This window comes from Thermomonas sp., from assembly GCF_025993755.1.
Lineage (GTDB): Bacteria > Pseudomonadota > Gammaproteobacteria > Xanthomonadales > Xanthomonadaceae > Thermomonas.
This window is the reverse complement of record NZ_JAMQHN010000133.1, coordinates 1-15475: the sequence shown is the minus strand read 5'-3', so window position 1 is coordinate 15475 and position 15475 is coordinate 1. Positions and strand designations below refer to the sequence as shown.

At 66.0% G+C, this 15475-nt stretch carries 14 protein-coding genes and 1 tRNA gene; 11 read left to right on the top strand and 4 right to left on the bottom strand.

Annotated features, from left to right (window positions below; translation table 11 throughout):
• The first annotated feature begins 197 nt into the window (after positions 1-197).
• From Q0X16_RS09635 to Q0X16_RS09590, 10 genes are all read left to right on the top strand, one after another.
• Positions 198-2405, top strand: coding sequence for a PepSY domain-containing protein (locus Q0X16_RS09635; protein WP_297833518.1), 2208 nt, complete (start codon positions 198-200; stop codon positions 2403-2405).
• A complete protein-coding gene (locus tag Q0X16_RS09630; protein WP_297833516.1) occupies positions 2386-3369 on the top strand; it encodes an FAD:protein FMN transferase in 984 nt (327 codons plus the stop codon). The genes Q0X16_RS09635 and Q0X16_RS09630 overlap by 20 nt, the downstream gene beginning before the upstream one ends.
• Positions 3370-3446: 77 nt before the next feature.
• Positions 3447-4052: a TetR/AcrR family transcriptional regulator gene (locus Q0X16_RS09625; protein ID WP_297833514.1), complete on the top strand. Its 606-nt coding sequence runs from the start codon at positions 3447-3449 to the stop codon at positions 4050-4052.
• A 118-nt stretch (positions 4053-4170) separates the two neighbouring features.
• Positions 4171-5154, top strand: coding sequence for a secretion protein HlyD (gene hlyD / locus Q0X16_RS09620; RefSeq protein ID WP_297833512.1), 984 nt, complete (start codon positions 4171-4173; stop codon positions 5152-5154).
• Position 5155: 1 nt separating this feature from the next.
• Positions 5156-6931 (top strand): ATP-binding cassette domain-containing protein, encoded by a 1776-nt coding sequence (locus tag Q0X16_RS09615; RefSeq protein ID WP_297833510.1) that lies wholly within the window; start codon positions 5156-5158, stop codon positions 6929-6931.
• Positions 6928-8079 (top strand): ABC transporter permease, encoded by a 1152-nt coding sequence (locus Q0X16_RS09610; RefSeq protein WP_297833508.1) that lies wholly within the window; start codon positions 6928-6930, stop codon positions 8077-8079. The genes Q0X16_RS09615 and Q0X16_RS09610 overlap by 4 nt, the downstream gene beginning before the upstream one ends.
• A gap of 13 nt (positions 8080-8092) precedes the next feature.
• On the top strand, positions 8093-9208 hold the full coding sequence (locus tag Q0X16_RS09605) for an ABC transporter permease (RefSeq protein WP_345780288.1): 1116 nt from the start codon (positions 8093-8095) through the stop codon (positions 9206-9208).
• Positions 9205-10731, top strand: coding sequence for an efflux transporter outer membrane subunit (locus tag Q0X16_RS09600; protein ID WP_297833503.1), 1527 nt, complete (start codon positions 9205-9207; stop codon positions 10729-10731). The genes Q0X16_RS09605 and Q0X16_RS09600 overlap by 4 nt, the downstream gene beginning before the upstream one ends.
• A complete protein-coding gene (locus Q0X16_RS09595; RefSeq protein WP_345780287.1) occupies positions 10655-11920 on the top strand; it encodes a lipid A deacylase LpxR family protein in 1266 nt (421 codons plus the stop codon). Before Q0X16_RS09600 ends, Q0X16_RS09595 begins: the two co-directional genes overlap by 77 nt.
• Positions 11865-12416: a cytochrome C gene (locus tag Q0X16_RS09590; protein WP_297833500.1), complete on the top strand. Its 552-nt coding sequence runs from the start codon at positions 11865-11867 to the stop codon at positions 12414-12416. Before Q0X16_RS09595 ends, Q0X16_RS09590 begins: the two co-directional genes overlap by 56 nt.
• Before the next feature lie 11 nt (positions 12417-12427).
• Here the strand turns inward: Q0X16_RS09590 and Q0X16_RS09585 are convergent, their stop codons facing one another.
• Positions 12428-12643 (bottom strand): hypothetical protein, encoded by a 216-nt coding sequence (locus Q0X16_RS09585; RefSeq protein WP_297833498.1) that lies wholly within the window; start codon positions 12641-12643, stop codon positions 12428-12430.
• A 27-nt stretch (positions 12644-12670) separates the two neighbouring features.
• On the opposite strand from Q0X16_RS09585, the gene Q0X16_RS09580 reads away from it, so the two are divergent.
• Positions 12671-13456: a hypothetical protein gene (locus Q0X16_RS09580; protein ID WP_297833496.1), complete on the top strand. Its 786-nt coding sequence runs from the start codon at positions 12671-12673 to the stop codon at positions 13454-13456.
• A 203-nt stretch (positions 13457-13659) separates the two neighbouring features.
• On the opposite strand, the gene Q0X16_RS09575 is transcribed toward Q0X16_RS09580, so the two are convergent.
• From Q0X16_RS09575 to Q0X16_RS09565, 3 genes are all read right to left on the bottom strand, one after another.
• Positions 13660-14730 (bottom strand): catalase family peroxidase, encoded by a 1071-nt coding sequence (locus tag Q0X16_RS09575; RefSeq protein ID WP_297833494.1) that lies wholly within the window; start codon positions 14728-14730, stop codon positions 13660-13662.
• Between the two features lie 50 nt (positions 14731-14780).
• Positions 14781-14853, bottom strand: a tRNA-Ile gene (locus Q0X16_RS09570).
• A gap of 77 nt (positions 14854-14930) precedes the next feature.
• Positions 14931-15475: sigma-70 family RNA polymerase sigma factor (locus tag Q0X16_RS09565; RefSeq protein WP_297833492.1), on the bottom strand; the 545-nt coding region annotated here is incomplete at its 5' end.

Below are 15475 nucleotides of genomic sequence, written 5' to 3'. Positions count from 1 at the left end.
TCACCGTGGATCTGACGGACGCCCTCTTCAACGCGGGCTACCGACTGAACGTCGATGCCGCAGCGGAGGACATGCAAGACAGTCCGCGGGACGCTTCGGTCCCCTTGACCACTGCCGGTGCCGGAACGCGCGTTGCCGGGAAGCGTTATGTCGCAAGCCTCAGCTACAGCCTCTAGATCGAGGCGAGGGCCGCCGGCATGATGCGCAACTTCCACCGCTGGGTGGGACTGGTCCTGTCCCTAGTCCTGTTCGTTGCGGCCCTCAGCGGCACGGCCCTTTCCGTGGTGAACGTCCTGGAAGCAGGGCGTGCCATTCGTCCGGCTTCAACGCAGACCGTGGCCGATCTGGCAGCGCGCGTGCAGGTGGCCCACCCGGGCCTCGAGCAGATCCGGCGCGCGCCTTCGGGTCAGGTCAGCGCGTGGTGGTTCGATGGAGGGCAACCCGGTTCGGCGGTGGTCGACCCGGCGACGGGTCGGGATTTTTCCAGCGCGGATCCGGATCCCGTGCGCCGCTGGTTCACGGAAGTGCACCGTTCTTTCTTCCTCGGCGACAGCGGCCGCATCGTCGCTGCATCCGGCGCCTTTGCAATGCTGCTTCTTGCCGTTTCCGGGACGATCCTCGCGGTTCGTCGCCTGGGCGGCTGGAAGCGCTGGATCGCCCGCCTGCGCGGACCGCTTGCAGGCCGTCTGCATACCGAGATCGCGCGCGTGGCGGTCGTCGGCCTTGTGCTGTCTGCGGTGACAGCGCTTTGGATGTCGGCGGAAACTTTCGAGATCCTCTCGATCGATGAGGCCAGCATTGGGGCGGCTCCATCACCAAGTGGGCGCACGGGCTTTCCGCTGCGCGAGATGGAAGCCCTACGCGCGTTGCCGGCAAGTTCGCTTCGCGAGCTGAGTTTCCCCGCTGCGGATGACCCGCAAGACGTTTATGTCCTCAAGACGGATCGCGGCGTCGGATACGTCGACCAGGGATCGGGAAAGCTGCTGGGATGGCAAGGCCTCGGGTTCTGGCAGCGGGTTTCGGAAACGGTCTACATGCTCCATACCGCTCAAGGCGCTCCGGTCCTCGGGATTTTCCTGGGCGCCATGGCGCTGGGTGCTGCAGTCCTGTCCGCGACGGGCGTGCTGGTATGGCTCGCCGGATGGCGCAACCGCCCACGAATCCCGGCAAATGCGCCTGCCGCACGCGCCGATACCGTCGTCATGGTGGGCTCCGAAAACGGGAGCACCTGGGGCTTTGCCGCGACCTTGGCATCTGCATTGCGCAGCGCGGGGCATCGGGTCCACGTCGCGCCCATGTCGGCATTCCACCCGTCGCGCTATCCGCATGCGCAGCGTTATCTGATTCTTGCAGCGACTTATGGCGATGGAGATGCCCCGTCTTCTGCCAAAGGCTTCCTTGGCCGTCTCGGCGAGCTTCGTGTGCCGCCGTCGGCACCCGTTGCCGTACTCGGATTCGGTGACCGTGGTTTTCCATCGTTCTGCGGTTATGCCCACGACGTTGATGCACAGATACGCGCCATCGGCTGGAGATGCCTGCTGCCACTTGACACCGTCGACCGCCAATCTCCGCAGGACTTTGCACGCTGGGGCCACCTGTTGGGCGATGTTCTGGGAATTGATCTTCAGCTCGTCCACAAGCCCGTCCTTTCTGCCACGGAAGCATTGACCCTGCTTGAGCGCCGCGATTACGCCCCATCTTCGGATGGAGCCGTATCGATCCTGCGCTTTGCCGTTCCTTCGGTGCCGTACAGCCGGCGCATCGGCAAAAGATGCTTTGAACGCTTCAAGCCCGGGGATCTTCTGGGCGTCGTGCCCGAAGGCTCATCGATTCCACGGTTCTACTCGCTTGCGTCGAGCCATCGCGATGGCTTCATCGAGATCGTCGTTCGCAGGCATCCCCACGGCCTTGCCTCGGGCCAGCTCAGCCGAATGGAACCTGGCCAGAGGATCCAGGCCTTCCTGCGGCGCCATTCTGCATTCCACGCGGATCGCGGACACTCGCCGCTTATTCTGATCGGCGCCGGTGCTGGCGTGGGCCCGCTGGCAGGGTTCATCCGCAACAACGCGCCGCGCCGTCCCGTGCACCTGTTCTTCGGCCTAAGGCACTCCGATGGCGATTTCCTTTACAGGGACGAATTCTCCGATTGGCAGGCCGAGGGAAAGCTGTCGCATCTGGCCATTGCGGAATCGCGCGGGGCCCGGCCGCAGTACGTGCAGGATCTCCTGTTGGAGCATGCCCATCGGATCACGTCGACCATCGGCCAGGGCGGCCGGATCATGGTGTGCGGCGGGCGTGACATGGCGCGGGGCGTCCATGGCGTGTTGACGGAAATCCTGCAACCCATGGGACTGACGCCAGCAGCCCTCAAGGCCGGAGGGCGGTATGTCGAAGATGTCTATTGAACTTGTTCGCCACGTCCTGAACGGGCCCACCATGGGAACCCGCTGGTCCGCGGTCTTCCATGCTCGGCCAATGCTCGATGTCCAAGCGCTTCGAGCGGCCTTGCAGGAGGCAGTCGATGCCGTGGATGCGCAGATGTCCACGTGGCGCGCCGACAGTGCATTGATGCAGTTGAACCGCGCCCCGGTTGGCACCCGCGTTGTGGTCCCGAATCCGCTTTTTCAGGTGCTCGAGTTGGGCCTTTCCATCGGCCGCCGCTCCCTGGGAGCCTTCGATATCGGCATCGGCGATGCCGTCGATGCCTGGGGCTTCGGGCCGAATGCCGCTTCCGAACGGCACATCCAGACTGTCATGGCAGCCATCAGGAAACCTGCTTGCGAGGCCCTGGAGCTTGGAAGCAGTACGGCATGCAAGCGCGCGCCCATCACGATCGATCTGAACGGGATTGCAAAAGGGTATGGCGTTGACGAACTTGTGCGGGTCCTCACTGGCTTTGGCGTTGTCTCGGGGCTTGTTGGAGTCGACGGTGAAATGCGGGCGCTCGGTCCGCGTCCTGATGGGGAGCCATGGGCCATCGCCGTGGAGTCGCCTGTCGTCGGTTCCCGCTCGATCCATTCCGTCCTTGAACTCGAGCAGGGAGCCGTTGCCACTTCCGGCGACTATCGGCACTGCGTGACGGTCAACGGAAGGCGCCTGTCCCACACGATGGATCCATGGCGCGGCCTGCCGTTGGCTTCGTCGCCGGCCTCCGTCACCGTGCTTGCACCCACCTGCGCCGAAGCGGATGCCTGGGCCACGGCGCTGATGGTTCTGGGACCTGAAGATGGGCTCGACCTTGCGATACGGCAGGGCTTGAGCGCGCTGTTTCTGATGAGAAGCGACGATGGGAAATTGGCCAGCTTCTCGTGCGGGCACTTTGACGAGCCCCCGCTCCTGGAGTCCACGGGCCGGACGAACCGAAGCTGAGCGTAGGGGGTTGCGTTGGGGTCCCGTTGCTGTAAGCTAGTAATCGCTTACTATCTTCCAAGCTTTCCGAGGCCCCCATGTCGCTTCGAAGAAATCTTCCCGCGGACGAACGGCGGACCGTGACCGTCGAGGCCGTGGTTGATCTGGCATCCAGGCAGAACCCCAGCGAGATAACGACCGCGGCGATCGCGCAGCACATGGGGCTGACCCAGGGCGCGCTGTTCCGTCATTTCCCGACCAAGGACGCGCTGCTGCAGGCGGTGATGTCCTGGGTGTCCGAGCGTCTGTTGGCGCGGATCGATGCGGCGGCGGCACCGGGGCTTTCGCCGCTGACAGCGCTCGAAGCGATCTTTCTTGCGCACGCAGGATTCGTTGCCGATCACCCGGGCGTGCCGAGGATGCTCTTCGGAGAGTTGCAGCGGGACAAGGACAGCGTTCCGCGGAAGCTTGCCCAAACCATGCTGCAACGCTACCGCGAGAGGTTGGTGAAGCTGTTCGAAGCCGGAAAGAGCTGTGGTCAGCTTGACCCGGCGCTTGATGTGGATGCCGCCGTCTCCCTGTTCGTCGGAAGCATCCAGGGGCTGGTGATGCAGTCGTTGCTGGCCGGGAACGCCAAACGGATTCGGGAGGACGCTCCGCGCACTTTCGCGATTTTCCGCCGTGGCATCGAGGTGCGGTCATGAGCTGTGCATTGTTCCGGAACACCTGGGCGGGGGATGCGATTGCCTCGTCTGAAGCGACCTTTTGCGATGGAGGTGCCTGCCCATGAGCCCGGGCCGTCCCTCCCCTGCCGCCTTGCGCATGCTGGCAGGCATCGCCATCGCCCTTTTTGTCGTCATCGCGGGCTGGATGGTATGGCGGCGCCAATTTGCGGCGAAACCGCCGCTGCGTCTCTACGGGAACGTCGACATCCGCGAAGTCCAGCTGGCCTTTCGCCAGCCTGGACGAGTAGCGGCGATGAAATTTGAAGAAGGAGATGTGGTCGAGGCCGGGGCGCCGATGGCCCTGCTGGATGCCGCGTCCTACCGTGATGCGCTGGCAGCGGCCGAGGCGGCCGTCGCCATCGCCCGCGCGGAGCGGGACAAGATGCGCCGCGGCCTGCGCCCGCAAGAAATTGCCCAAGCGCGCGAAGCGTTGAACCAGGCGCAGGCGGCGGCGCTTGACAGCCGGCGCAACTTCGAGCGCCAGTCGAGCCTCCTGGCCACCGGCGCCGTCAGCCAGCGCACGGTCGATGCGGCCCGCGCGGCGAACGAGCAGGCGGCCGCTGCGGTCAAGTCGGCGCAAGCCGCGCTGTCGCAAGCCACGGAGGGCGCAAGAGCCGAGGATATCGAAGCGGCCGAGGGGCGCCTTGCCGCTGCCGAGGCGGCGCGCGCCCAGGCGGCAACCGCGCTGGCCGATGCCACCTTGCGTGCACCGAGCGATGGCACCGTCAGCGCCAGAGTGCGCGAACCCGGCAGCATGGTGACGAGCCAGAGCCCGGTGTACACCCTCAGCCTTGATGCTCCGATCTACGTACGGGCCTATGTGGGCGAACCGGATCTGGGGCGCATCGCGCCTGGAATACAGGTTCAGGTTCGCACGGACGGTTCAAGCAAGGTCTATCACGGCCAGGTCGGCTTCATTTCACCACGTGCGGAATTCACTCCGAAAACGGTGGAAACCGCCGACCTTCGAACAGATCTCGTTTACCGGCTCCGGATCGTCGTTCGCGATGCGGACCGGGCCTTGCGCCAAGGCATGCCGGTGACGATCGACGTCGCAGACAGTGCCTCGGGTGGGCAATGACGTGTCCGGCGTCGCTGCCCGACCCATCGCGGCAAGCCAGGGCCCTGGCGGTGAACCGGCTGTCGTCATTTCCGGCCTGAGCAAGCGCTTCGGGTCCGTGCAGGCGCTGCGGGGACTGGATGCCAGCATCCACTATGGCCGCCTGACCGGCCTGGTCGGGCCGGACGGCGCAGGCAAGACCACGCTCATGCGAATCCTCACGGGACTGCTTGCTCCCGATGCGGGAAGTGCAACCCTGGCGGGTCACGACGTGGTCAGGGACAACGACGCCATCCACGTCATCAGCGGCTACATGCCGCAGCGCTTTGGCCTGTACGAAGACCTGACGGTCATGGAAAACATGCGCCTGTATGCGCACCTGCGCGGCCTGGATCCGGACAACAACGCCAAACTGTTCGACGAACTGCTGGAGTTCACGCGGCTGGCCCCGTTCACGAAACGCCTGGCAGGAAAGCTTTCGGGCGGGATGAAGCAGAAGCTCGGGCTGGCGTGCGCGCTGATGGCCCGTCCCAGGGTTCTGCTTCTGGACGAACCCGGGGTCGGCGTGGATCCCGTCAGCCGCCAGGACCTGTGGCGGATGGTGCAGGCGCTGACTGACGACGGCATGGCGGTGGTCTGGTCCACGGCCTATCTTGACGAAGCGGAGCGTTGCGACAGCGTGCTGTTGCTCAACGAGGGCACGCTGGCCTTCGACGGACCGCCCGGCGATCTGACCGGGCGGCTGGTCGGGCGCAGCTATCGCCTCGAAGACGTCGGCGAGCAGCGGCGTGAGGTGCTGGCGCAGGCGCTCGATCTGCCGGGCGTCGGCGACGGCGTCATTCAGGGTGCGGGCGTGCGCGTGGTGCTGCGCCAAGGGGCGGACCCCGCGCCGCTGAGGGCGTTGGCGGAAGCGCAGGATATCCGTCCTGCCGAGGTGCCGGCCCGGTTCGAGGATGCATTCATCGATTTGCTGGGCGGCGGGCCCGGCGGGACATCGCTGCTGGCACAGCGGATGCCTGCGGTGGAATCGGATGCCGAATCGGCGGTGTCCTGCAAACACCTGACCAAGCGCTTCGGCGAGTTCACGGCCACCGACGATGTGAGTTTCGAGGTGCGCAAGGGCGAAATTTTCGGGCTGCTCGGGCCCAACGGCGCCGGCAAGTCGACGACGTTCAAGATGCTGTGCGGATTGCTCAAGCCCACCCACGGCGAGGCGCACGTGGCCGGCGTGGACCTGCGGCGGGCGACGGGCAATGCGAAGGCGAAGCTTGGCTACATGGCGCAGAAGTTCTCGCTCTACGGCCTGCTGTCGGTGCGCCAGAACCTGGAGTTTTCAGCAGGCGTGTATGGCCTCGACGGTGCGGCCAGGCGCGAGCGGATCGACGAGATGGTCTCCATCTTCGGGCTGTCGCCCTGGCTCGATGCCGCCCCGGAAGCGCTGCCGCTCGGCTTCCGCCAGCGCCTCGCGCTGGCCTGCGCGTTGATGCACAAGCCGCCGGTGCTGTTTCTCGATGAACCCACATCCGGCGTCGACCCGATCACGCGCCGAGAGTTCTGGACCCATATCAATGGCCTGGCGCGCAAGGGCGTGACGGTCATGGTCACCACGCATTTCATGGACGAGGCCGAATACTGCGACCGCGTCGCGCTGCTGTACCGGTCCCGGCTGATCGCGCTCGACACGCCGGATGCGCTCAAACGCCGGGCCGCCAGCGACGCTCGGCCCGATCCCACGATGGAAGACGCCTTCATCGGCCTGGTGGAGGCCGTGGATCGCCAGCTTGCGGAGGCGGCATGAACGCGGCAGACGGCGCGATGCCCGGCCTTTCGGCCCGATTCGATCGGCGCCGGCTGCTGGCTCTCGTGCGCAAGGAGAGCCTGCAGGCCTTGCGCGATCCGTCGACGCTCCTCATCGCCTTCGCGCTTCCGGTCGTGCTGCTGTTCCTCTTTGCCTACGCGGTTTCGCTGGATGCGCGCCACGTCCGGATCGGCGTGGTGGTGGAGTCGCCCGCGCCCTCGGCCCAGTCTTTGGCCAATGCCTTCGCCGCCACCTCCGCCCTGGACGTGCGTTTTGCCCATGACCGGCGCGAGGTGGCCGACCAGGTCGTGGCCGGTGCGCTGCGCGGTTTTGTCGTCATTCCGCAGGATTTCGAGCAGAGGCTGGCTGCAGGCGGCACCCGCCCGCTGGTCCAGGTCATCACCGACGGTTCGCAGCCCAACACCGCCAACTTCGTTGCCAATTACGCGCAAGGCGTTGTCCAGACCTGGCGGACCGGAAAAGTCGACGCTCCCCAGGCCTCGGTCGCCCTGGAGCCGCGCTATTGGTTCAACCCCGAGCTGGAAAGCCGGCGAGCGCTGGTTCCGGGCGCGATTGCCATCATCATGACCATCATCGGCACCATGCTGACCGCGCTCGTGGTGGCGCGCGAATGGGAGCGGGGAACCATGGAGGCCGTGTTGTCCACGCCGGCCTCGGTGGTCGAGATCCTGATTGGCAAGCTGCTGCCGTATTTCGTTCTGGGAATGCTGTCGACGATCGCCGCAGCAGCCTTGGCTGTGTGGGTGTTTGGCGTGCCGATGCGCGGTTCGCTGCTGGCATTGCTGGTGCTGTCGGCGGTGTTCATGCTGCCAGCGCTCGGCCAGGGGCTGTTGATCTCGGCGCTGGCGCGCAACCAGTTCCTGGCGGCGCAGATCGCATTGTTTTCCGGATTCCTGCCAGCTTTCATGCTGTCCGGCTTCCTGTTCGAGATCGACGCGATGCCGGCGCCGATCCGCGCGCTCACCCGGTTGATTCCCGCGCGCTATTTCGTCTCGTCGCTCAAGACCGTGTTCCTTGCCGGCGACCTGTGGGGCGTGTTCCTGCCGAACATGCTGGCCATGGGGGCGATCGGCGTGGCGTTCCTCCTGCTGGCCAAGCGGGCCACCCGCAAGAACCTGGAAGCATGAGCGGGAGGTCGGGATGTTCCAGCGATTGTCATTGACGCGAATGCGCGCCCAGTTCATCAAGGAGGTCCTGAGCCTGCTGCGCGACCCGCGCAGCCGCCTCGTGGTGTTCGTCCCCCCGATCCTGCAGCTGTTGGTGTTCGCCTTCGCCGCCACGCTTGAAGTGCGCAATGTCGATGTCGCCGTGCTGGACCGGGATGCCGGACGCTGGTCGCACGAACTCGAGCAGCGGCTGGACAGCGCGGAATTCATCCGGCGCGTGATGCGGGTCGACAATCGGGCCGGATTGCGGCGCCTGATCGACAACGGCAAGGTCATCGCGGCGCTCGAGGTTCCCGCGGATTTCTCGCGCAGGATCACCGCCGGGGAACCCGTCAAGCTGCAGGTGCTGGTCGATGGACGCCGCAGCAACTCCGGCCAGATCACCGTCGGCTATCTGTCCGCCATCGTGGCCGGCATGGACGCCGATCGCGATAACGCCGTCACGCTCGATGCGCCCGGGGCGGTGCGCCACTGGTTCAATCCGAACCTGGTCTACCGCTGGTTCATCGTCCCGGGGCTGACCGGCATCCTTGCGCTGTTCAGCGCGCTCCTGATCACGTCCCTGTCGATCGCCCGCGAACGTGAGTTGGGCACGTTCGACCAACTGCTGGTCTCGCCGGCCTCGACCGTTGAAATCATCATCTCCAAGTCGCTGCCGGCCCTGGCCGTCGGGACCGCACTTGGCCTGTCCATGGTGGCGGCCGCAGTATTCCTGTTCGACATTCCCTTCACCGGCTCATTCGCCCTGCTGCTGGTCAGCCTGGTGCTGTTCATCCTGTCCGCCGTCGGCATTGGCCTGATGCTCTCGGCCATCAGCGCAACCCAGCAGCAGGCGATCTTGGGCGCTTTCGCCATCGGCGTTCCGGCCGTGCTGCTGTCCGGGTTCGCCACGCCGGTGGAAAACATGCCCGTCGTGCTGCAGTGGCTGGCCCAGGCCATCCCCCTGACCCACTTCCTGATCATCCTCGAAGGAAGTTTCCTCAAGGCCACGCCGCCTGGCGCCCTGTTCTCCAGCCTCTGGCCGCTGGCCCTGATCGCGGCCATTTCCCTTGCCTTGTCCACCGTGTTCGTACGAGGGCGCCTGCAATGAAATCGATCCACCATGCCCGTTTCGCGCCCCGTTCGCGGTGGCTGCTCCTCCGCGCGGCGCTGGCCTTGGCGTGCGCCACCTCGATTTCGGCCTGCACGACGGTCGGGCCGGACTATCGGTCCGCACCACCCGTCGATGTCGGCGGCGGCTGGTCGCAGCCCGGGGCGGACGATACGTCCCCAGAAGCGCTGTCTCGCTGGTGGCAAACATTGGGTGATCCGGTGCTGGAACACCTGGTCTCGAAGGCGCTCTCCCGGAATCTGGACCTGCAGCAGGCCGAGGCACGGATCGAGGAGGCGCGTGCGCTGCGCGATCGCGCTGCGGGAGGGCGGGCGCCGACCGTCTCGGCGGGCGCCAGCCTCACCCGGCGCCGCCAGAGCGAGAACGGGCCGCTTCCGGTGGGCCGCCTGCCCGGTCTCGAGTCCGAGCAGACTTTGCGCGATGCCGGTTTCGATGCGCGCTGGGAACTGGATCTCTTCGGTGGTCAGCAGCGGGCGCTGGAAGGCGCGACGGCGAGGCTGGAAGGACGCGTGGCCGAGGCCCAGGGCGTGCGCATGCGCGTCGCGGCGGAAGTGGCGCGCGGGTGGTTCGAGGCCAGCAGTGCCGGCAACGAATACCGCCTGCAACAAGCGTACGCGGACAACCTGGAGCGCACCCTTGAAATCATGCGGGCGCGTGCCGCGGCCGGTGACGTGGCTGCTTCGGAGGTCGATGCCGCACAGTCCAGGCTGTCTGCCGCGCGGTCCGCGCTCCCGGGGATTGCGGCGCGGCGCCGTGCCGCACTGTTCGGCCTGTCCGTCCTGCTGGGCGAACCGCCGGAAACGGAACTGGCGCTTCTGGACGCCCCGCCTTCAAGCGTGGAACTGCGCCCGATCCCGGTTGGCGAGCGCGCCGAAGTACTGCGCCGGCGTCCTGACGTCTATGCCGCCGAACGCAAGCTCGCCGCCAGTGTGGCCGATGTTGGCGTTGCAACCGCAGAGCTGTTTCCCAAGCTGTCGATCAGCGCCAGCGGCGGCTTCCAAGCGCTGGCGGGAACGGATTGGTTCGGCGGCGGCAGCGGGCGTTTTTCGATCGTGCCGATGCTGACCTGGCGGATTTTCGACGGCGGCCGCGTTCGTGCCGAAATCCATGCCCGTGAGGCCACATCGCGGCAGGCCGCGTTTGCCTACGAACAGGCCGTCCTGGACGCGTTGAAAGACGCCGAACAGGCTCTGGACGGATATCGAAGTGCATTGGAGTCGCTGGAGGAATCTTCGCGCGCAATGGATGCGGCCCATCGCAGCCTGCAGGCGGCGCAATCCCGTGCAACGGCAGGCGATCTTGCCGTGATAGATCTGCTCGCGGTGCAAAGGCAGTCGTTGGAAACCGAGATCGTCCGTGCGCGTGCGCATGGCACGGCCGCTGTCGGGCTGGTGGCGCTCTACAAGGCGCTGGGTGGCGGATGGAATGCACCGGTTCCGGTCTCCGATGCGGCGGGCGCGGACGCTGCGGCGACGGATGCCCGCGCGTCCGCGCAAGGCTGACGGCACGAAAATGCACGGCACATTGGACGGCCCAGGTCATTGGAGTCGCAGGCTTGACGCGATCATGCGCCGGAGAGCGTCCGTTTTGCTGTTGCTCGGACTTCTGTCGCCACCGTCCAGCGCCGGCCAGGCCGGAAATTGTTCCGCGAACCAGACGCTGCATTGGCGCGGCGGTAGCCTTCGGCTCGAGAACGACCTGTTTGCCGGCACGGACCGCAATTACACGAACGGCGCGTCCATCGTCCTGGTGTCACGCGACCTCGAAGGGCCGTTGGCTCCCGATTGCCTTCCTTTTGCAGTCGGAATGTTTGCCGCTTTCATCGCCCGCGCCAATCCGGACTTCTGGCAGGCGGGCGGCACCGAGGGTCCCGTCCAGAACGTGGTGCTCCGCTTCGGGCAATCCATGTACACGCCGACGGACAAGGCGCGCACCGACCTGATCGTCGAGGAGCGCCCGTATGCCGGCCTGCTCTCCATGAGCCTTGCGTGGAACCGTCGTTGGCGGGCGCCCGGCCGTCGCGTGGAGATTCTGGACACCCGCGAACTGACGCTGGGCGTGATCGGGCCCTGGTCGCTGGCGGAGCAGACACAGAACCTCGTCCACGACCTGCGCGGCATCGAGCGTTTCCATGGCTGGGACAACCAGTTGCACAACGAACCCGCCTTCCAGCTTGCCTGGGAACGCAAGATCAGACCCCTCGCGTCCGGCGCCGTCCGGCCGGGCTTGGGAAGTGACGTCATCGGCAGCGGCGCCCTGCGCATCGGCAACATCGAGACAGCGGCGAGTCTCGGCGTGGAAGCCCGCGTCGGATGGAATTTACCCAACGATTTCGGCAGCTACCCGATCCGTCCGGGTGCCGAGAACCGGCCGCCTTCCGCGTTGACACAAGGTCGGGACGGCGTGACGCAGGAAGCAGGCGGACCGCGCCCCGGTGCGCATGCCTTCGTCTCGCTGGAGGCCAAGGCCGTCGCGTGGGATTTTTCGCTGGACGGCAACCTGCTGCGGGACAGCCACCGGGTACAGCGGCGGCCGTTCGTCGCGCAGGCCGCCGCCGGGATCAGCAGCCAGTGGCAGGTGGCCGGCCACGGCCTGCGCCTTGCCGTCATGCGCGTCTGGCGCACGCAGGAATTCCGTGGGCAATCCGGATCGCACGCCTTCGGGTCGGTTGCCGCAAGCCTGGAATTCTGAAGATTTTGATGGTCACAAAGAGGAAAACGAAATGAACGCACGCCATGCCGCCTTGTTCACATCCGCCGCTGCAACCGGATTTCTGCTCCTGTGGACGGTGGCCGCACCCGGCGTCCGCGCAGCCGCCCCGTCTGCCCCCGATTCACTGCGAAGCGTGATGGCGCAACTGGGACGCGACATGCAAGCCACCTCGCTTGCGATCGCCAACGAGGACTGGCCGGCCGTGGCCCGGCTTGCGCCGAAAATTGCCAACCACCCGGAACCCCCGATGGCGGAGAAGGTGAAAATTCTTGCATGGCTGGGCAGCAATGCCGGCAAGTTCCGCGGCTACGACATCCAGGCCCACGATGCCGCGCAGGCGATGGGCGCGGCTGCCGCACGAAATGACGGGGATGCCGTCATCGATGCCTATGCGCGCACCCAGCGCGCTTGCCTCGGCTGCCACAGGAATTTCCGCAGCAACTTCATCTCGCACTTCCGAGGCGGGAGGGGATAGATAGTTCGCTTTTACGAAGCGAATTCAACGGCCAGTGGGGCAGGACAGCGGTACGCGAGGGTCATGTCGGCGCTGGCGCCGATACCGTCAGTCATCATCACCGGGTTGAAGTTGATGCCTCCGCATTCGCCGGCGGCCTGCAGTCCGACGGTGTCATCTACGGATAAGGCCAGGAAGCGCAGCCCATCGGAATTTGACGCGTTCTTCGACACCGTGAAAGATGACATGTCGCGTCAACGGCACCGAAAACGTCCATGACATTCATCCGCCGCACTGTCGAGCGTCTGCGCAAGCATGACTGGACGGGTGTCATTGTCGAGCTGATGGTGCTGGTCATTGGCGTGTATCTGGGCGTGCAGGCATCCAACTGGAACGAGGACTGGCAAAACGAACGCAAGGCTGCCGACTTCACGCAGCGCCTGCAGGCCGACCTGAGCATCGAGGCGTGGGGATGGCAGTTCCAGCACCACTACTTCAGCCAGGTGCTGGACAACGCAAGGCGCGCGGCCGACGCCTTGGCCGGCGACCTGCCCCTGTCCGATGAAGCGTTGCTGGTCAGCGCCTATCGCGCCACGCAGTACAGCGAATACGTTCATCACCGCGCCACCTATGACGAACTTGTCTCCACCGGCCAGATCGGCTTGATCCGCGACCCCGGCCTGCGCCGCCTGGCCATCGAGGTCTACAACACGTCGATGTTCGACCAGCTGTCCCGGGATACGCGGGATTCCACCTATCGCCAGGCTTTCCGCATGCTGCTGCCGCATGCGGTGCAGGAGGCGCTGGCCGAGAAATGCAGCGAACGCGATCTGAAGGATGGCGATTACGAGGGCATCAAGCACATGCTCGACTATCCGTGCGCCACAGGCCTGCCTCCTGCAACCATCGCCGCCAGCGCTGCCACCTTGCGCAACGCCCCGAACCTGTTGGCACTGCTGCGGCTGCGCATCATGGACCTTGAAACGGGCCTGTCCAACTTCGAGGACAACGAAAGCGGCATCGGCGCGGGCTTGCGTCGCATTGCGCAGGAGACCCCATAGCCCACGTCAGTCCTTTTGTTGCGTGGTGCGCAACGCCGTGCGGCCGCTGCATGGTCAAAGCGTTTCGGTACGAGGTGCTGAAGTGGCCCCACACGTTGGCCCTGCTGCGTTGGGCCGCTCGCCGCGCTCCGTGCCATCCTGTTCGGCGTGCCGTGCCAATTTTGCGGGAGTGGGGTCGTTCCGCCCGGGGATTGGCGTTGTCCTTAGTGGGGTGCCTGTGAACGCGCCGCTTCGGACAGACGCCTGGCGAACGAGAGCGCATAGGCGGGGGAGCGGAATGCGAGGACCGGGTCGTCGCTGGCGCCGATGCCGTCCGTCATCACCATCGGGTCGAAGTTGATGCCTTCGCATTCGCCGCCGACCTGCGGTCCGATGGCGGTGAGCGAAAGCGTTCCGGCCATCACGCTGCTGCGGTCCGCGGGCCAGGCCCGGGTGGGATCGTTCGTCGGGTCGCCGGGCTGGCCGAGGACGACCCGCATCTGCCAGCGGATCGGTCCCCGCGCCGCGCGTTCGGCAAGCCGCTGTGCGAGGAAGGTCTTCGGTAGGCGATCCATCTCCGCGGGTTCCAGCGCGCGCTCTCCGTCCTCCGGCTCGAATTGCCACCGGACCGGCGTGGAGACGCCATCGGCGTTGATGAAACGGAAGGCGTGGATGCCGTAGTAGCGGCTGTTGGCGTAGCTGGCGGGCGGGCGGTAGGTCTGCATGAATTCGGCTTGTGGCGCGGTGTCGGGATGGCTTTCCCGGTAGGTGCGCACGCGCTCGGGGTCGGGCTTGCCGGTGGCCGGATCCGGCGTTGCCGCCAACAGGCCGTCGAGGAAACTTTGCGGCGTGGCTGCGCTGAACACCGGGACGTTGAGCATGGTCATGTGCTGGCGGCTGCCGTCGGGGAGACGGAACTCCAGCGCCATGCCGCGCGGGGTCGGGCTGGCGTCGGACGCATCGGGGTTGCCGCCGGGCAGGGAGAACCGCGCGACCACGGGCACCGACGCGCCGGAGAACAGCGCAGCGCGCGAGATGGCCCGCGCCGCCGGATCGCCGACGAATTCGCCCGCTGCGCACACGCCCTTGGTGTGGTTGCGGCGCAGCCCCGCATGCACGCCGAAGTTGCGCTCGAAGGCGGCGATCGCCTCCGTGGCCGTTGCCGCGGGCTGGGCCTGCGCAGGCGCGTTTCCGGAAGGCTCCGCGTCGTGCGCGGGCTGCTCCTGCGTTCCACAGGCGGCAAGCCCCAGTACCGCGAGCGCCGTGAGCAGTCCTGCGGGTCGTGTGGCGGTCATGGCAGGGTTCCCGGTTGCGGTGCACTTCCGTGCACTTGCGTTTCTTGACATGGGCCCACCAGGACTCGAACCTGGAACCAAGGGATTATGAGTCCCCTGCTCTGACCATTGAGCTATAGGCCCGCAAGGCGGAATTGTAGCCGCAGGCAACAAAAAACCCGCCGGTGCGCGGCGGGTTTTTATGCGGTGCGATGCCGGAATCACTCCACGTCGAGGAAGCTGCGCAGGGTTTCCGAACGGCTGGGATGGCGCAGCTTGCGCAGGGCCTTGGCTTCGATCTGGCGGATGCGCTCGCGGGTCACGTCGAACTGCTTGCCGACTTCTTCCAGGGTGTGGTCGGTGTTCATGTCGATGCCGAAACGCATGCGCAGCACCTTGGCCTCGCGCGGGGTCAGCCCGGCCAGCACGTTGCGAACGGTTTCGATCAGGTTGATGTCGGTGGTGGCGTCGATCGGGGACATCACGTTGGTGTCCTCGATGAAGTCGCCGAGGTGCGAGTCCTCGTCGTCGCCGATCGGCGTCTCCATCGAGATCGGTTCCTTCGCGATCTTCATGACCTTGCGGATCTTGTCCTCGGGCATGTCCATTTCCTTGGCCAGCTCCTCCGGCGTGGCCTCGCGGCCGTACTGCTGGAGCATCTGGCGGGAAATGCGGTTGAGCTTGTTGATCGTCTCGATCATGTGCACCGGGATGCGGATGGTGCGCGCCTGGTCGGCGATCGAGCGGGTGATGGCCTGGCGGATCC